Source organism: Tateyamaria sp. LSS28, assembly GCF_059611725.1.
Genome location: NZ_JCAPFI010000001.1, coordinates 753,455 through 770,864, shown reverse-complemented (window position 1 = coordinate 770,864; position 17,410 = coordinate 753,455). Strand labels below are relative to the sequence as shown.

The 17,410-nt window shown below is 56.8% G+C and carries 14 protein-coding genes; 10 read left to right on the top strand and 4 right to left on the bottom strand.

All coding sequences use genetic code 11. The features are described from left to right. Positions 1-148 precede the first annotated feature (148 nt). From secA to AC53L6_RS03850, 3 genes are all read left to right on the top strand, one after another. Positions 149-2,848, top strand: coding sequence for a preprotein translocase subunit SecA (gene secA / locus AC53L6_RS03860; protein WP_299746482.1), 2,700 nt, complete (start codon positions 149-151; stop codon positions 2,846-2,848). Between the two features lie 107 nt (positions 2,849-2,955). After that, positions 2,956-3,966, top strand: coding sequence for a hypothetical protein (locus AC53L6_RS03855; protein ID WP_299700698.1), 1,011 nt, complete (start codon positions 2,956-2,958; stop codon positions 3,964-3,966). 21 nt (positions 3,967-3,987) lie between these two features. Next, positions 3,988-5,541: a substrate-binding domain-containing protein gene (locus AC53L6_RS03850; RefSeq protein ID WP_496906862.1), complete on the top strand. Its 1,554-nt coding sequence runs from the start codon at positions 3,988-3,990 to the stop codon at positions 5,539-5,541. On the opposite strand, the gene radC is transcribed toward AC53L6_RS03850, so the two are convergent. The 3 genes from radC to dnaK all read right to left on the bottom strand — a co-directional run bounded on the left by radC (position 5,538) and on the right by dnaK (position 9,631). Then, positions 5,538-6,287 (bottom strand): RadC family protein, encoded by a 750-nt coding sequence (gene radC, locus AC53L6_RS03845; RefSeq protein ID WP_496906861.1) that lies wholly within the window; start codon positions 6,285-6,287, stop codon positions 5,538-5,540. The genes AC53L6_RS03850 and radC overlap by 4 nt on opposite strands. Before the next feature lie 197 nt (positions 6,288-6,484). Then, positions 6,485-7,642, bottom strand: a complete 1,158-nt coding sequence (gene dnaJ, locus AC53L6_RS03840) for a molecular chaperone DnaJ (protein WP_299203167.1) — start codon at positions 7,640-7,642, stop codon at positions 6,485-6,487. Positions 7,643-7,720: 78 nt separating this feature from the next. Then, on the bottom strand, positions 7,721-9,631 hold the full coding sequence (gene dnaK / locus AC53L6_RS03835) for a molecular chaperone DnaK (protein WP_299203164.1): 1,911 nt from the start codon (positions 9,629-9,631) through the stop codon (positions 7,721-7,723). A gap of 191 nt (positions 9,632-9,822) precedes the next feature. Here dnaK and AC53L6_RS03830 point away from each other — a divergent pair, with 191 nt between their 5' ends. Next, positions 9,823-10,422 (top strand): alpha-ketoglutarate-dependent dioxygenase AlkB family protein, encoded by a 600-nt coding sequence (locus AC53L6_RS03830; RefSeq protein WP_496906860.1) that lies wholly within the window; start codon positions 9,823-9,825, stop codon positions 10,420-10,422. A gap of 24 nt (positions 10,423-10,446) precedes the next feature. On the opposite strand, the gene AC53L6_RS03825 is transcribed toward AC53L6_RS03830, so the two are convergent. Beyond that, positions 10,447-11,271 (bottom strand): ABC transporter permease, encoded by an 825-nt coding sequence (locus AC53L6_RS03825; protein ID WP_299203159.1) that lies wholly within the window; start codon positions 11,269-11,271, stop codon positions 10,447-10,449. Positions 11,272-11,391: 120 nt separating this feature from the next. Here AC53L6_RS03825 and cysQ point away from each other — a divergent pair, with 120 nt between their 5' ends. The 6 genes from cysQ to AC53L6_RS03795 all read left to right on the top strand — a co-directional run bounded on the left by cysQ (position 11,392) and on the right by AC53L6_RS03795 (position 17,268). Beyond that, positions 11,392-12,189, top strand: coding sequence for a 3'(2'),5'-bisphosphate nucleotidase CysQ (gene cysQ, locus AC53L6_RS03820; protein ID WP_299203158.1), 798 nt, complete (start codon positions 11,392-11,394; stop codon positions 12,187-12,189). Continuing rightward, a complete protein-coding gene (locus tag AC53L6_RS03815) occupies positions 12,189-12,989 on the top strand; it encodes a 3-deoxy-manno-octulosonate cytidylyltransferase (protein WP_299203156.1) in 801 nt (266 codons plus the stop codon). The genes cysQ and AC53L6_RS03815 overlap by 1 nt, the downstream gene beginning before the upstream one ends. Further along, entirely contained in the window at positions 12,986-14,215 is a 1,230-nt protein-coding gene (locus AC53L6_RS03810; RefSeq protein WP_496906859.1) for a glycosyltransferase family 2 protein, read from the top strand. The genes AC53L6_RS03815 and AC53L6_RS03810 overlap by 4 nt, the downstream gene beginning before the upstream one ends. 125 nt (positions 14,216-14,340) lie before the next feature. Next, positions 14,341-15,234: a UTP--glucose-1-phosphate uridylyltransferase GalU gene (gene galU, locus AC53L6_RS03805; RefSeq protein ID WP_299203152.1), complete on the top strand. Its 894-nt coding sequence runs from the start codon at positions 14,341-14,343 to the stop codon at positions 15,232-15,234. Between the two features lie 14 nt (positions 15,235-15,248). After that, entirely contained in the window at positions 15,249-16,232 is a 984-nt protein-coding gene (gene galE, locus AC53L6_RS03800; RefSeq protein WP_496906858.1) for a UDP-glucose 4-epimerase GalE, read from the top strand. A 160-nt stretch (positions 16,233-16,392) separates the two neighbouring features. Beyond that, a complete protein-coding gene (locus AC53L6_RS03795) occupies positions 16,393-17,268 on the top strand; it encodes a glycosyltransferase family 2 protein (protein WP_496906857.1) in 876 nt (291 codons plus the stop codon). The last annotated feature ends 142 nt before the right edge of the window (positions 17,269-17,410 follow it).

The window sequence follows — 17,410 nt, the reverse complement described above, 5'->3', positions numbered from 1 at the left end:
CTGAGGCGCGCATTGACACGGTTTCGCGTGACCCTTACATCGCCCTATGGACGCGGCCCGGGCCGGTTTTCGCCCACCGTATTTATGGGCTTGGCGCGCGTCCGGCAAGCAATTGCTGCACAACATGAATTGATCGGCTGGAGAACGCATGCTCGGTTTCGGAACTCTCACCAAGAAGGTGTTTGGCACACCCAATGATCGCAAGGTCAAGGGCGCGCGTCCGCTGGTCGAAAAGATCAATGCGCTTGAGCCGGAATTCGAAGCGCTCAGTGATGAAGGGCTGAAGGACAAGACCGAAGCCCTGGCCAAACGCGCGATGGATGGCGAGAACCTGGATGACCTCCTGCCTGAGGCATTTGCCAATTGCCGCGAAGCTGCCAAGCGCACGCTTGGACTGCGCGCCTACGACACCCAGCTTCTAGGTGCCATTTTTTTGCATCAGGGCAACATCGCCGAGCAAAAGACCGGTGAAGGCAAAACCCTGACCGCAACCTTCGCCACCTATCTGAATGCGCTGACTGGTAAGGGCGTTCACGTTGTGACCGTGAATGACTACCTCGTCCAGCGCGATGCGGAATGGATGGGCAAAGTGTTCGGTGCCTTGGGCCTGACCACCGGCGTCGCTATTGCAGGCATGGACGAAGACGCCAAGCGCGCGGCCTATGCCTGTGACGTGACCTATGCGACCAACAACGAGCTTGGGTTCGACTATCTGCGCGACAACATGAAGCCCACGATCGAGGATATGGTCCAGCGCGGCCACAACTACGCCATTGTGGACGAGGTCGACAGTATCCTGATCGACGAGGCGCGGACGCCTTTGATCATTTCCGGCCCCTTGGCCGACCGGTCCGAGATGTACGTGACTATCGACGGTATCATTCCGCTGATCGAGGAAGATCACTTTACTCTCGATGAGAAGCAGAAGAACGTCACCTTCACCGATGAAGGTAACGAATTTCTGGAAGAACAGTTGCGCGTGCGTGGTCTGATCGAGCCCGAGGCGTCGCTCTATGACCCTGAAAGCACGTCCATCGTGCACCACGTCAATCAGGGTTTGCGCGCCCACAAGCTGTTTCAGAAAGACAAGGACTACATCGTTCGCAATGGCGATGTTGTTCTGATTGATGAATTTACCGGGCGTATGATGGCTGGTCGCCGTCTGTCCGACGGTTTGCACCAAGCCATCGAAGCTAAGGAAGGCGTGCAGATTCAGCCCGAGAACCAGACATTGGCATCGGTGACGTTCCAGAACTATTTCCGCCTCTACAACAAACTGGCGGGCATGACTGGTACGGCTGCGACCGAGGCCGAGGAATTTGCCACGATTTATGGTCTTGGTGTGGTCGAGGTCCCAACCCACAAGCCAATTGCGCGCTTGGATGAAGACGACAAGGTCTTCCGCACGGGGCAGGAAAAATACAAAGCCATGATCGACGAAATCAAGGCAGCCCATGAAAAGGGGCAGCCGGTTCTGGTCGGCACCACTTCCATCGACAAATCCGAGATGTTCTCGGAAGCGCTCAAGGCGGAGGGCATTGCGCACAATGTTCTGAACGCACGCCAGCACGAGCAAGAAGCGCAGATCATCGCGGACGCCGGTAAATTTGGCGCTGTAACCATCGCCACGAACATGGCGGGCCGCGGCACCGACATTCAGCTCGGCGGCAATGTCGAGATGAAGGTACTGGAGGCCATCACAGCTGATCCCGAGGCCGACCCCGAAGAAGTGCGCAAGCGCATCGAGGCCGAGCATGAAGATGAAAAACAGAAGGTGCTTGCCGCCGGTGGCCTTTTTGTATTGGCATCCGAACGCCACGAGAGCCGACGCATCGACAACCAGCTGCGCGGTCGTTCAGGGCGTCAGGGTGACCCGGGCCGTACATCGTTCTACCTAAGCCTTGAAGATGACCTGATGCGGATCTTCGGCTCTGACCGTTTGGACAAGGTGCTCAAAACCCTTGGCATGGAAGAGGGCGAGGCGATTGTGCACCCTTGGGTGAACAAGTCGCTTGAGCGTGCGCAGGCCAAGGTCGAAGGCCGCAACTTTGACATCCGCAAGCAGCTGCTCAAGTTCGACGACGTTATGAATGATCAACGCCGGGTGATCTTTTCCCAACGCCGGGAAATCATGGAAGCCGAGGATCTGTCGGAAATCACATCGGATATGCGCGACGAGGTCATTGATGACCTGATTGATCAGTACATGCCCGCCAAAAGCTATGCTGATCAATGGGACACAGAGGGCCTTTATGCCGCTGTGATCGAAAACCTCAGCATCGACGTGCCAGTTATGGCTTGGTGCGAGGAAGAGGGTGTAGATGACGAGCAGATCCGCGAGCGGCTGATCGAAGCCAGCGACAAGTTGATGGCTGACAAGGCAGAAGCGTTCGGCGAAGAGAGCATGCGCAGCATCGAAAAGCAGCTCATTCTGCAAGCCATCGATGGAAAATGGCGGGAGCATCTGCTGACGCTTGAACATTTGCGGTCAGTTGTCGGATTCCGCGGCTATGCGCAACGTGACCCGCTGAATGAGTACAAGAACGAGTCGTTTCAACTGTTCGAAACGATGCTCGAGAGCTTGCGCACCGAGGTGACAAACAAGCTGTCCCGTATTCGACCGCTGACAGATGAAGAACGCGAGCAGATGCTGACCCAGATGGCGGAGCAACAACAGCAGGTGCAAGATGTGGCAGAGAACAATGCGCCGCCTGCACCGACCGCCGAAGCGGTCGAAAACGGCTTTGATGAAAACGATCGAAATACATGGGGAAATCCGGGCCGCAACGAACCCTGCCCATGCGGTTCCGGCAAGAAGTTCAAGCATTGCCACGGCGCGCTGGTCTGACCCCGCCGCCGCATTCCTGCCTCAAAGAGTCCTAAGGTCGGTCACAACCAGGCCGTGTTGCTGTGCGAATCCCTTTCTTAACCAATCCGTGGGAAGGGAATGGGACGATGGGACGTACGAAAGAAATCGCGACCGGAGTCGCGACACTGGCAATCGCAGTCGGTATCGGTTTTGTCATGCAAAGCGGCGAGACCGCGCGCGAACGATATGGTGCGGTCGCCCGACCGATAGCCCAGTCTTCAATCATTCCGACCGGCAAACAGCTGAGTAGCACCGCCAGTGCGGACATTCTTCTTGAGGTTCAAGAGATCGAATTGACGTCGGCCAGCGATGCAGCTGCAACGCCAGTCCCGCGCATGGACAGCCATGTGCACCGTGTTTCGGCCCCGGCTACAGCAGAGTTGCTGGAAGGCGCTGATATCCTCCCTCAGGCTGAAGAGTGCAAAGTCATCGCAAATGCAGAGGTTGTGTCCGCTGCCATGGTCACCCTGAAACTGGACGCGCCATGTGCTGTCAATGAACGGCTGACGGTGCACCACAACGGCATGATGTTCACTGAAACAACCGATTCTGCTGGCAGACTGACTGTCACCGTCCCGGCATTGATCGAGCAGGCGGTTTTTATCCTCGCTTTGACCAACGGGGATGGTGCCGTCGCTCAAGCAACAGTGCCAGAGCTTGGACAGTACGAGCGCACGACCTTGCAATGGCGGGGGCGCGCTGGTTTTGAACTGCACGCACGCGAATTCGGTGCCGACTATGGGCAGGATGGGCATGTTTGGTCAGGTGTTGTTCAGAACACTGATGGCATGACTGACGGCAAGAACGGATACATCGTTCGCCTTGGCGACAGCCAGTCTGTGGAGCCGTTGATGGCCGAGGTTTATACCTTTCCGTCGGGAATGTCGGCACGGTCTGGAACGATTGACCTGACTGTTGAGGCCGAAGTGACCGCAGCGAACTGTGGACTAGAGGTTGAGGCGCAATCGCTGGAAATGATGACCGGCGGCAAGATGAAAACCCAGGATTTGACCCTGGCCGTACCCGGTTGTGACGCAGTTGGCAGTTTTCTGGTGTTGAACAATTTGGTTTCAGACATGAAAGTCGCCAGCAACTGACCGCAGCGACAAGGGCTTATCATGGCTTCGATACGTGCGGCGATTTTCGCCGCACTTTCTTTTTGTGGAACCGTGCTTTTTGCACAGGACGTCACGCTCACGTCGCCCGATGGGCAAGTGGAACTCAGCGGGACGCTTCTGGGATTTGACGGCGAGTTCTACCGTATTGAAACTGTCTACGGCGAACTGACCGTCGATGGCTCCGGTGTGCTGTGCGATGGGCCCGCCTGCCCAAATCTGCAGGACTTTGTGGCCGAGATCAGCTTATCCGGTTCTTCCACCATGGGCGCTGTTCTGATGCCTGCCTTGATCGAAGGGTTCGCGCTGCGCAACAATTACGAGGCGGAGCGGGAAGAGATCGACGCGCGCAACTTTGTCTACGAGTTAGCAGATACAGAAACCGGTAAACCCGTTGCACGTTTCTTTTTCCACGTGTCCACCACGGACGAGGGTTTCGCAGACCTATTGGCCAACGATGCGGACATTGTCATGGCTTTGCGTGAAATTCGGCCTGACGAGCGCCGGCTTGCCCGGGATGCCGGGATGGGTGACATGACGCAGGCCAACCGCAGCCGCGTCCTGGCGTTGGATGCCATGGTGCCAATCGTTGCACCATCAAACCCAGTTGATCGTATCTCTCCCCAGGATCTGGCCGCTGTCTTTGCCGGGACGATCACGAACTGGGCGGACCTCGGTGGGGCAAACGCCCCCATATCATTGCACTTACCGGGCGCTCGGACGGGGCTTGGCCAATCTGTCGAGGATGACGTTATGGGCCCCGCACGCTTCACCTTTGCCGATGTGATCACGCGTCATGACCGTGGCTTGGATGTTTTGAATGCTGTTCTGACTGACCCATTTGCCATTGGCATCGCCAGCTATGCCGACACTGGTAACGCACGCGCACTTACTTTGACGGGGTCGTGCGGGTTTTCCCTGTCGGCGGGTCGGGAGACCATCAAGACAGAAGATTATCCGCTTACGGCACCAATGTTTCTGTATTTGCCTGCGAGGCGGTTGCCCAAGATTGGGCGGGAGTTTCTGGCCTTTACGCGCGGTCCATCCGCGCAAGTGGTCATTCGCCGCGTCGGGTTCGTCGATCAGGCACCAGAAGAGGTGTCGATCAACGATCAAGGCTATCGCTTTGCCAACGCTGTAACGTCCGCTGGCCCGGAGATATCTCTTGAGGAGCTGCAGCGCATGACGCGTACGTTTTACGGCATGTCACGCCTGACAACTTCTTTCCGGTTCGAGGCGGGGTCGGTGCGTTTGGACGCGCAGTCGCGGTCAAATGTTCAACAACTTGCGCGGGCGATGGAGCAGGGCAAGTACGACGCTCGGCAGGTTTTGTTGGTTGGGTTTAGCGATGGAGACGGTCCCGCAACCGCAAATCGGGACATTGCTCTACGCCGCGCTGATGCGGTACGCCGCGCTGTTGTTGCGGCCGCCGAGACGGCAAATTTTGAGCGTATTCAATTGGGTGTTGATGCATTCGGAGAGGCGCTTCCGATGGCGTGCGACGACAGCGCATGGGGCCGAAAAGCCAACCGCCGGGTCGAGGTTTGGGTGCGCTAGAGGTACCCTTCCGACTTGAAGCTCAACTCGCGGCTTTTGCCGACAATCAGATGATCGTGCAGGGTGATGCCAAGGGCGGAACAGGCCATTTCCATCTTTGCTGTCATATCGATGTCTGACTGGCTGGGGGTGGGATCACCCGATGGGTGATTATGAACCAGGATCAGTGCGGATGCGTTCAGCTCCAGCGCCCGTTTGGCCACTTCGCGCGGATAGACGGGCACATGATCGACTGTGCCCTTGGCTTGCTCTTCATCGGCAATCAGTACGTTCTTGCGATCAAGGTAGAGGACGCGAAATTGTTCGGTCTCGCGGTGTGCCATGGTGGTGTGGCAGTAGTCGAGCAGGGCGTCCCAACTGGTGATTACCTGTGTGTTCAATACCTTGGAACGTGCCATCCTTTGTGCGGCTGCCTCGACAATCTTCAGCTCGCAGATCACCGCGTCACCTATGCCTTTGAAGCCGCGTAGCCGTTCAATAGGTGCCGTGACCACGCGATTAAAATCACCAAACTCTGCCATCAGGGCATGGGCGAGCGGTTTCACATCCTGCCGTGGGATGGCGCGGAACAGAACCAATTCAAGCATCTCGTAATCGGGTAGGGCGCCAGCGCCCCCATCCATGAACCTGGCGCGCAGACGTTTGCGGTGGTCCGCCATATAGGATGGTGTACGGCCTTTGGGCAGTGGGACGGCTACGGCCTCGTCCAGATCGAAAGGTAGCGGCTGTTCAGCGAAATGCGACATATGTGCAGAATGCCGCAAGTTAGGTTAGCGAAGGATTAATTAAGGCTCAGAGGTTGACGGGGAATCGCCGATGGCGGATTGAATCCGCCTTACACTTGCTCCCGTAACGCGGATCTTGATCCGCTTTACAGGTTTATCTTCAATGCGTTGGAGAGTGGATTTTGTAAGGCGGAGTTAACTCCGCCTTACGTGAGGTGTTAGCCCTTCATCGAATCCCAAAAGGATTTAACAGACGAAAAGAAACTGGACGATTCTGGGTTGTTCTCTTCCGAGAGTTCTTCGAATTCGCGCAGCAGCTCTTTTTGCCGGGCCGTCAGGTTGACCGGGGTTTCCACGGCCAGTTCGATGAACATGTCACCTGCACCGCCACCCCGCAGGGCAGGCATACCTTTGCTGCGCAGGCGCATCTGCCGACCTGACTGTGAACCAGCAGGGATTTGTACCCGGCCACGTCCACCGTCGATGGTTGGAACCTCAATGGATCCACCCAATGCCGCTGTCCCCATGCTTACGGGCACGCGGCAGAACAGGTTGGTGCCGTCGCGCTCAAAAAGCTTGTGATCAGCCACGTCGATAAAGATGTAGAGATCACCCGACGGACCACCGCGCATCCCCGCTTCACCTTCGCCCGCCAAACGGATGCGCGTGCCGGTTTCGACGCCAGCGGGGATGTTCACCGACAACGCACGATCTTTTTCGACACGGCCCGCACCCGAGCAGACCTTGCACGGATCCTTAATGATCTGGCCAAGGCCGGAACATGTCGGGCAGGTCCGTTCCACGGTGAAAAAGCCCTGCTGTGCACGCACCTTACCCATGCCGGAGCATGTCGGGCACGTGGTCGGTTCAGATCCACCCTCGGCCCCGGTACCCGAACAATTGTCGCATTGCACGGATGTGGGCACGTTGATGGTTTTTTGCAGCCCTGCAAACGCGTCTTCGAGGGAGACACGCAGATTATACCGCAGATCAGAACCGCGCGATGCACGTTGGCGCCCGCCGCCACCACGTTGGCCGCCCATGAAGTCGCCGAACAGGTCATCGAAGACGTCAGAGAAGGCAGAGCCGAAATCACCCTGTCCGCCGCCAAAACCACCACCGGGACGTCCGCCGCCACCGCCCATTCCACCCTCGAATGCCGCATGACCGAACCGATCATAGGCAGCTTTCTTGTCGGCATCCTTTAGAACGTCATAGGCTTCGTTCGCTTCCTTGAACTGTGCCTCGGCGTTTGGATTGTCCGAATTACGGTCAGGGTGCAGTTCCTTGGCTTTCTTGCGATAGCCCTTCTTGATCTCGTCGGCGGATGCACCTTTCGAGACTCCAAGCACGTCGTAATAGTCACGTTTTGCCATGGATTATGTCCTTTGCTGGAACGTCTGAGGCCGGCCCTTTGTGGCCGGCCTCGTGATTGGTTCCTCTGAGGCCCAAAATCAGGCGCGTTTGTCGTCGTCGAGATCTTCGAATTCGGCATCGACGATGTCGTCTTCATCCGCACGAGGCTCATCAGCCGCCTGCGGTTCGTCGTCTCCGTCGTCTTGTGCTGCCTTGTAGATCGCTTCGCCCAGTTTCATGGCCGATTCGGTCACGTTCTGGATACCCGATTTGATCTTGTCGGCATTTTCAGTTTCGATTTCGTCCTTGAGCGCGGCAATGGCCAGCTCGATCGCTTCGACCGTGGTCGGATCGACCTTGTCCGAATGCTCTTCCAGCGACTTTTCGGTCGAGTGGATGAGGCTTTCGGCCTGGTTTTTCGCCTCGATCAGTTCGCGACGTTCCTTATCCGCCTCGGCATTGTCCTCGGCATCCTTGACCATCTGTTCGATGTCTTCGTCCGACAAACCGCCCGAGGCCTGGATCGTGATCTGCTGCTCCTTGCCAGTGCCCTTGTCCTTGGCGCCCACTGACACGATGCCGTTGGCGTCGATGTCAAAGGTCACTTCGATTTGCGGCATGCCGCGCGGTGCAGGCGGGATGTTTTCCAGGTTGAAGTTGCCCAGGATCTTGTTGTCCGACGCCATTTCGCGTTCACCTTGGAAAACCCGAATGGTGACAGCGTTCTGGTTATCTTCTGCCGTTGAGAAGATTTGCGATTTCTTCGTTGGGATCGTGGTGTTGCGATCGATCAGGCGCGTGAACACGCCACCCAATGTTTCGATCCCCATCGACAACGGGGTCACGTCGAGCAGTACGACATCTTTGACGTCGCCTTGCAGAACACCGGCCTGAATGGCCGCGCCCATGGCAACCACTTCGTCAGGGTTCACACCCTTGTGGGGTTCCTTGCCAAAGAACTTGGTAACCTCTTCGATCACCTTGGGCATGCGGGTCATACCGCCGACCAGAACCACCTCGTCGATGTCAGACGCGGACAGGCCCGCGTCTTTCAACGCTGCGGCACACGGTTTCATCGACGCCTTGATCAGGTCACCCACCAGGCTTTCCAGCTTGGCGCGCGTCAGCTTCATCACCATGTGCAGCGGCTGACCGTTCGATCCCATAGAGATGAAGGGCTGGTTGATTTCGGTTTGGCTGGAGGAGGACAGTTCAATCTTGGCCTTCTCTGCCGCTTCCTTCAGGCGTTGCAGCGCCATCTTGTCAGCGGTCAGGTCGACCGAGTGCTCTTTTTTGAACTCGCCCGCCAGGTAGTTGACGATCCGCATGTCAAAGTCTTCACCACCGAGGAACGTGTCACCGTTGGTGGATTTAACCTCGAACAGTCCTTCGTCGATCTCGAGGATGGTTACGTCAAACGTACCACCACCAAGGTCATAGACCGCAATGGTTTGGCTGTCTTCTTTGTCGAGGCCATAGGCCAGCGCGGCCGCTGTTGGTTCGTTGATGATCCGCAGCACTTCGAGGCCGGCAATCTTGCCGGCGTCCTTCGTCGCCTGGCGCTGAGCGTCGTTGAAGTAGGCGGGAACGGTGATGACCGCTTGGGTCACGTCTTCGCCAAGGTAGCTCTCGGCTGTCTCTTTCATCTTGCCCAGGATGAAGGCAGAGATCTGGCTCGGCGAGTATTTTTCACCGCGTGCTTCGACCCATGCGTCGCCATTGCCGCCGTCAATCACGGCGAAGGGCAGGTTTTTCTTGTCCTTGGCCAGATCCGCATCGTCATTGCGGCGGCCAATCAGGCGTTTGACGCCAAAGATAGTGTTGTCCGGGTTGGTGACGGCCTGACGCTTGGCTGGTTGGCCCACGAGCCGTTCGTTTTCCGTAAAGGCAACGATGGACGGAGTTGTCCGTGCGCCTTCTGCATTTTCAATCACTCGGGGCTGGCTGCCATCCATGATGGCGATGCAGCTGTTTGTTGTCCCAAGGTCAATACCGATGACTTTAGCCATGTTTTCGATCCCTCATATCAGTTCAAGGCGATGACACGAGGCGACGACCCGTTTTGGCATCGACGCCCCGCATAGGTTTGCGCACGATTTCGTGCGCGCTGCGGCGTATATAAGGAGGGTGAATAGACGCTGCAACCGTTCTAACGGGCCTCAAAACGGCAAAATTGCACATAACTGAAGGGGACTGGGCCATGCACGTCATCGTGCGGGGATTTGATATTCACAAGGCGTATCTGGATCCGACTCAGCAAGTAGGCCTGGTTGACGATATTCGGCGTGTTGCCGAGGTGGCGCCGATGTTCTCGCCCGAGACCCCGTACGGCAAGCCGATGTCGGTGCGCATGACCTCTGCCGGGGCAGTTGGATGGTATGCGGATCATTCCGGTTATCGCTATGCTCCCAAGCACCCAAATGGTGTGGACTGGCCGCCAATCCCAGATGCCGTTCTGGAATTGTGGCATGACATGACCGGATTGGAACGCGCGCCTGATTGTTGCCTGATCAACTACTACGGAGAAGGTGCGCGCATGGGGATGCATCAGGACAAGGACGAGGCAAATTTCAAGTGGCCGGTTTTGTCCGTATCCTTGGGAGATGCCGGGCTGTTCCGAATCGGAAACACGACGCGCGGCGGAAAGACAGAGTCGCTTTGGCTTGAAAGCGGAGATGTCGTGCTGATGGGTGATGAAGCGCGACTGACCTATCACGGTGTGGACCGGATCAGGTTTAGGTCCTCATCATTGCTGCCCAAGGGTGGGCGTATCAACCTGACATGCCGTGTTGTGTTTTGACGGCTGTGGCCACCAGCGTGGTGGTCAGCGCCGCGCGTTCCAACTGATCGATGCATGGCGGCGGGTATAGAACTCGCCCATAAGACCGATCATGATCAGGACAACACCCACCCACCATGCGTATTCCCAACTTGAATAGCGCGGGTTGTAGTTGATGAAGGTGTAGCCGCGCGACTGGTCAATCACGTGAAACAGTGGGTTCCAGTCAAACATCGCAAGCATGAACCCAGGCAATGTGTTGGCGACAAACATCTTACCCGACGCGATCATGTTTGCACGCTGATAAACCTGGGTGAAAATGGAGACGAAGGTTGGAAACCATGGCTTGATGGCCAAAAGCACCAGCCCCAACGCGCACCCTGTGAACCACGCCAGCAGCAGCATCCCAAACGCCTGGAAAGGCTGGTCGATTTCGACAGGTGTGAAAGCCACATGGTAGACGAACAAGATCATAAACAGCGACAGAACCTGTACATACAGCGCGCCCAGTGCGGCCGAACAGATGGACACGATGGTGTTCATCGGCGCGTGTTGCATCATGGGGCTGGCGGGTCCTTCGGCACCGGTGACCGCGCCCAATGATTTTACATGTGTCATGTACAGGAAGATGCCCGTCATAATGTAGAGCAGGAAGTCGCCTCGGATTGCTGCGCCCCGCAGGCCCAAAACCGAGAACATGACATAGAACGCCATCACGAAAATCACCGCCTGCAGCATGTTCATTGCAATGGCTAGAAAGGCGTTGTTGTGGGTCTTGCGCACATTGCGCACGATCGAGTGATAGATCACCTCGAACATCGCCAAGGCACTTCCCATCCCTGACTGCGGTTTGCGCGTTGATTGAAACATGAGCGGTTTTTGCCTCGTATGCCGCGATGGTCGCAGGGAATTCTTGCCGTTCCGTTATCGTCGCATCATAAGGGCCGCGCAGGCAGTTTTCAACAAATGCCCAGCCAAGGAGGCTATTTGATGACGTACGAAGAATTGGTCCCCGTGATCCGCAAGCTCGCCTTGGAAGCGGGCGACAAGATCATGGAGATTTATGGCGCCGATGACTTCGATGTGAAAGTCAAATCAGATGACAGCCCAGTGACCGAAGCGGATGAAGCTGCGGATGCACTGATTTCGGCTGGCCTCCGCGCCGCGTTTCCTGACGTCATGCTGGTGACCGAAGAACAGTCGGCCACCCATGACACGACTGGAAAGACTTTCCTGATTGTTGACCCGCTCGACGGGACCAAGGAATTCGTTCACCGCCGTGGAGACTTCACGGTGAACATCGCCCTTGTCGAAGATGGCGTGCCAACCCGCGGTGTCGTCTACGCTCCGGCCAAGGGTCGCATGTTCTATACTCAAGCAGACGGAAAAACGGTGGAAGAAACCGGTGCACTCGACAAAGACACCGTGGGTGCAGTTACCCCACTGTCTGTTGCCAAGAGCGACAACAGCGCCTTGATGGTGGTTGCATCGAAGTCACACCGCGATCAAGCGACAGACGACTACATCAACAAATACGCGGTCAAAGACATGAAAAGCGCGGGGTCGTCTCTGAAATTCTGCCTCGTGGCAACTGGTGAGGCCGACATTTATCCGCGCGTCGGTCGCACGATGGAATGGGACACTGCGGCTGGTCACGCTGTGCTGGCCGGTGCCGGCGGTAAGGTTGTTCGTTTTGACGATCACAGCCCGCTGGTCTACGGCAAGGAAGGCTATGCCAATCCTTTCTTTATCGCTTACGCGCCCGCCGTTGATCTGAAATCAGCCTAATGTCTGTCCTAATCGTTATCCCGGCGCGCTATGCGTCGTCCCGTTATCCGGGCAAGCCGCTGGTGCCGCTGACCGGCGCGACCGGTCAGTCGCAAACGTTGATTGAACGCAGTTGGCGCGCTGCTTTGGCTGTGGATGGCGTCGACCGTGTTGTCGTGGCGACGGATGATGATCGGATAAAAGAGGCGTCAGAGGCTTTTGGAGCCGAGGTCGTGATGACCTCGGACACCTGTGGCAACGGCACCGAGCGCTGTGCCGAAGCGCACCAGGCGCTGGGCGCTGGGTACGAGATTGTGGTCAACTTGCAAGGGGACGCGCCCCTGACCCCGGCCTGGTTCATCGAGGGGTTGGTGGCTGGACTGCGCGCAGCGCCTGATGCCGAGATTGCCACACCGGTGCTGCGTTGCGACGGAGCGACCTTGCGCGGTTTTCTCGAAGACCGAAGGGCAGGCCGTGTTGGCGGCACGACCGCGGTTTTTGGCGTGGCTGGTCAGGCGATGTATTTCTCCAAAGAGGTGATCCCTTACACGAATGACACCTATGCGGATGATGCGGATACGCCCGTGTTCCATCACGTTGGCGTTTACGCCTACCGACCCGATGCCTTGGCTGCCTATCCGACGTGGCCCGTGGGCCCATTGGAGACACTGGAAGGGTTGGAACAGCTGCGTTTTCTTGAAAACGGACGTCAGGTTCTGTGTGTCGAAGTTGAGGCGCGAGGCCGTCAGTTCTGGGAGTTGAACAACCCCGCCGATGTTCCCCGGATCGAAGCAATGATGGCAGAAATGGGAGTGGCATGACGCAACCGACGGTCAGTGTTGTGGTGGTAAGCCGCGACCGGCCGACCGCTCTGACATGGTGCCTGACCGGGTTGTCTCAACTTCAGTATCCGGCATTCGAGGTCGTGGTTGTTGCGGACCCAGCCGGTTGTAGTGCGGTGCGGGCGGGACCATTTGCCGATCAAGTCAAGCTGGTGGAATTTGACCGGCCAAACATTTCCGAAGCGCGTAACCTTGGTATCAGCCATGCGGCAGGCGACATCGTGGCGTTCATCGATGACGATGCCGTGCCTGAGCCAAGCTGGCTTCACCAGCTCGTTGCACCAGCAGACCGACAGCACGTTGCGGCAGTTGGAGGCTTTGTTCGGGGGCGGAATGGTATCTCTTGGCAATGGCAGGCGCGTACCGTGGACACGATGGGTGCCGCACAGCCGTTGGACGTCAGCCCGAACCGGGCGACCCTTTTGACACCCAAGGGACGGCGCGCAACCAAGACCGAAGGCACGAACATGGCCGTGCGCCGTGATGTGTTGGTGACGCTGGAGGGGTTTGATCCCGGTTTTGCATTCTATCTGGATGAAACCGATCTGAACTTGCGTTTGGCCCGCGGCGGGTATGCAACGGCCATCGTGCCGATGGCAGAAGTGCATCATGGGTTCGCGGCAAGCCCGCGCAGGCGTCAGGATCGTGTTCCACGCGACCTTTTTGATATCGGGTCAAGTTGGGCGGTTTTTCAGCGCAAATACCTCTCTGAACCCCAGCGCCGAGACCATTGGCGTGCCATCCGAAGCAGCGAGCGCAGGCGGGTGTTGACCCATATGGTTGCCGGGCGGCTGTTGCCTCGCGATGTGCGCCATCTGCTTTCGCGTCTGGACAAGGGCTATAGTCAGGGGTTGATGCGTCAGCGCGGCGGCGCGCAAGTCTCACGCAGTCCGATCTCTGCGTTCAAGCCCTTTCCGTGGCAACGACGAACATCCGTTGTGTTGGCCGGGCGGAGCTGGCAGTGCGAACGTCTTCGCACCGAGGCAGCAAGGCGCGTAGAGCAGGGCGAAATTGTATCGCTTTTTTTGTTCTCACCGACTACGCTACGGCATCGCGTGCGCTTTGATCCTGCTGGATTCTGGGAACAAAGTGGTGGCCTGTTCGGCAAATCAAACCGCAACGCGCCGGTGTTTCGAATGTTCAGCTTTGGCGAACGTGTCGCAGCAGAAACAAGCCGCATCGGCAAACAGCGGCTGATTGATTAGCGAATTTTGGCGCGTCTGGGCAACACTTAGCCTGTGCTGACCGGGATTAGGGAATTGGACATTCGTTTGACGCAGTTTAGTAGTAATCACATTAATAATTCGTGTTTTGTAAGCAGAGGGTGACTATGCGCAAAAAGGTGACCAAGGCGATCTTTCCGGTTGCGGGTTTGGGAACGCGATTCCTGCCAGCAACGAAATCGGTGCCAAAGGAAATCATGACACTCGTTGACCGCCCGTTGATCCAGTACGCGATTGATGAAGCGCGCGCCGCCGGGATCAAAGAGTTCATTTTTGTCACCTCGCGCGGTAAAGGGGCGCTCGAAGACTACTTTGACCACGCGCCAACACTCGAACAGGAGCTGCGCAAAAAGGGCAAAGACCAGCTTCTTGAGACCCTCAAGGACACCAATATGGAAAGCGGGGCAATTGCCTATATCCGCCAGCACAAGGCGCTTGGCCTTGGGCACGCCGTATGGTGCGCACGCCGCTTGATCGCGAACGAACCCTTTGCTGTGATCCTGCCGGATGACGTGATTGCTGCGGACACGCCTTGTCTGCAACAGATGGTGGAAGCTTACAACGAAACCGGCGGCAACATCGTGGCCGCCATGGAAGTTCCGCCTGAGCGTGCGTCCTCTTATGGTGTGCTCGACATCAAGAACGATATGGGCCATCTGGTCGAAGCCAAAGGTATGGTCGAAAAACCCCCGGCAGGCGAAGCACCCTCGAACCTAGCCGTGATCGGACGCTACATTCTGACCACCAAGGTTCTTCGATCGCTCAACCAGATGAAGTCGGGCGCAGGCGGGGAAATCCAGCTGACGGATGCAATTGCCAGCGAAATTGGCGGTGAGGATGGCGTGTACGGCTTCCGTTTCCGCGGTCAGCGCTTCGATTGTGGATCCAAATCTGGTTTCCTGCAGGCGACCGTTGCCTTTGGTCTGGCGCGGGATGAATTGCGGGATGACCTGCTTGGCTATATTCGTGATGTTGTCCAAATGGACAAAGCTGCCGAGTAACTCAGGACTTTGACGTGAAACATGTTCTTGTGACGGGGGGCGCGGGATATATCGGTTCCCACGCCTGCAAAGCACTACGCGCTGCTGGATACGTACCCGTCACTTTTGACAATCTGGAAACGGGCTGGCGTGACGCCGTCAAGTTCGGCCCGTTTGTCCAGGGCGACCTGTTGGATCGCGCCGCGCTTGATGCGGCTTTTGCCAAATACGAACCCGTTGCGGTCATGCATTTTGCAGCCCTCAGCCAAGTCGGCGAAAGCATGCAAGATCCGGGCCGATATTGGCGCAACAATGTCTTGGGCTCCCTGACGTTGATCGAGGCGGCAGTGGCTGCCCAATGTCTTGATTTTGTGTTCTCTTCCACATGCGCCACCTATGGCGATCAAGACAACGTTGTCCTTGATGAAGACAGCGCACAACATCCCATCAACGCCTACGGTGCATCCAAGCGCGCGATCGAGGATATCCTGCGCGATTTCGAGGCCGCCCATGACCTGCGGCACGTAATATTCCGCTATTTCAACGTGGCGGGTGCTGATCCAGAGGCCGAGGTGGGTGAATTTCATCAGCCCGAAACGCATCTTGTTCCTTTGATGCTGGATGCCATCGCTGGAAAACGTGATGCGCTGACGGTGCATGGCACCGACTATGACACACCTGACGGCACCTGCATCCGCGATTATGTCCATGTCTGCGATCTGGTGGATGCCCATGTGTTGGGCCTGAACTGGTTGGAAAATGGCAAAGATAGCCGCGTGTTCAACCTTGGAACGGGAAGCGGGTTTTCCGTTCGGGAGGTGATTGACCATTCCCGGGCCGTAACAAACCAGGCAGTACCCTATGTGGACGGAGAACGCCGTCCGGGTGACTGTACCAAGCTGGTATCAGGCTCTACACGAGCGGAAGCCGAACTGGGGTGGACCCCAACCCGGTCTACGCTGGAAACGATGATCACCGATGCATGGAGATGGCATCAAACTGGCCACTACGACACATAATCCACGCTCAACGAAGTCATATGTGGCAAGTGCGTCTTCAGCTTATCGGATGCGATGGAAGCGTCGACGTCTCTTGTGGCGATCATGGCGCAGCCGACACCAATTGACATGCATTGCCGACAGGACCGCACTGATTGGACGGAATGATTTGGTCGCTGTGATGACCCTGCGCAATGAACTGCAGCGACTGCCTCATTTCTTTGAATACTATCGTGCGCTTGGGGTCAGCCATTTTCTTGTTATCGACAATCACAGTGACGATGGAACAGCGGGCTTCCTGGCGGATCAACCTGACACCTCGGTTTGGTGGACCCCGTCTAGTTATCGCGCCGCCCGTTTTGGCGTTGATTGGATGACGTGGTTACAGATGCGGTATTGCAGCGGCCTGTGGTCTCTTATGTTGGATGCGGATGAGTTGCTGGTGTATGCGCACCATGAAACCAGAAGTCTGGCCGAGTTGACGCAATGGCTGGAAGCGCAGGGCCGGTCAGCATTTGGCACGATGATGCTTGACTTGTATCCGCGCGAGCCTTTGGGACATCAAAAATACAACATCGGTGAAAACCCGTTGCACTGCGTGCAATGGTTCGATTCAGGACCGTATCGCGCGCAACGACAGTTGCCCGTTCAGAACCTTTGGGTACAGGGCGGCGTGCGCGAACGCGTATTCTTTCAGAATGCGCCGCAGCGTTCACCAACGCTGAACAAGATACCGTTGATCAAATGGCATCATTCATTCGCATACTTGAACTCGTGCCATTCGGCGTTGCCTCCGCGGTTGAACCGTGAATTTGATGGTCCCGGGTCTGACATGCCATCCGGCGTCTTGCTTCACACCAAGTTTCTGCCTGATATTGTGGAGAAAGCGCGCGAGGACAGGAGCAGACAGCAGCATTTCGCAGAGCCAAATGCAATGTTGGGCTATTACGATGCCATATTGGGTCACCCGTGTATGTGGACGCCGGAGTCGGTCAAATACGAGGGTTGGCAACAGTTGGAAGCGCTTGGTTTGATGTCGTCTGGGGGATGGAAGTAACGGAAATTGGCGCGTTCAAGTCCGCTTCGCAGCGGCAACTTTGGTGAAATCGATAAAAAATTCTGGTAACTGTTTGTAAGTTCGTTGCCCGTACACACAAAAATGGGCCAAATAGAGTCCGAGAGCAAACCGGAAACCTCTG

Bases quoted from the DNA above. Each gene is read 5' to 3' on its own strand.
- secA (WP_299746482.1), top strand. From the start codon at position 149: ATGCTCGGTTTCGGAACTCTCACCAAGAAGGTGTTTGGCACACCCAAT.
- AC53L6_RS03855 (WP_299700698.1), top strand. From the start codon at position 2,956: ATGGGACGTACGAAAGAAATCGCGACCGGAGTCGCGACACTGGCAATC.
- AC53L6_RS03850 (WP_496906862.1), top strand. From the start codon at position 3,988: ATGGCTTCGATACGTGCGGCGATTTTCGCCGCACTTTCTTTTTGTGGA.
- radC (WP_496906861.1), bottom strand. From the start codon at position 6,287: ATGTCGCATTTCGCTGAACAGCCGCTACCTTTCGATCTGGACGAGGCC.
- dnaJ (WP_299203167.1), bottom strand. From the start codon at position 7,642: ATGGCAAAACGTGACTATTACGACGTGCTTGGAGTCTCGAAAGGTGCA.
- dnaK (WP_299203164.1), bottom strand. From the start codon at position 9,631: ATGGCTAAAGTCATCGGTATTGACCTTGGGACAACAAACAGCTGCATC.
- AC53L6_RS03830 (WP_496906860.1), top strand. From the start codon at position 9,823: ATGCACGTCATCGTGCGGGGATTTGATATTCACAAGGCGTATCTGGAT.
- AC53L6_RS03825 (WP_299203159.1), bottom strand. From the start codon at position 11,271: ATGTTTCAATCAACGCGCAAACCGCAGTCAGGGATGGGAAGTGCCTTG.
- cysQ (WP_299203158.1), top strand. From the start codon at position 11,392: ATGACGTACGAAGAATTGGTCCCCGTGATCCGCAAGCTCGCCTTGGAA.
- AC53L6_RS03815 (WP_299203156.1), top strand. From the start codon at position 12,189: ATGTCTGTCCTAATCGTTATCCCGGCGCGCTATGCGTCGTCCCGTTAT.
- AC53L6_RS03810 (WP_496906859.1), top strand. From the start codon at position 12,986: ATGACGCAACCGACGGTCAGTGTTGTGGTGGTAAGCCGCGACCGGCCG.
- galU (WP_299203152.1), top strand. From the start codon at position 14,341: ATGCGCAAAAAGGTGACCAAGGCGATCTTTCCGGTTGCGGGTTTGGGA.
- AC53L6_RS03795 (WP_496906857.1), top strand. From the start codon at position 16,393: ATGACCCTGCGCAATGAACTGCAGCGACTGCCTCATTTCTTTGAATAC.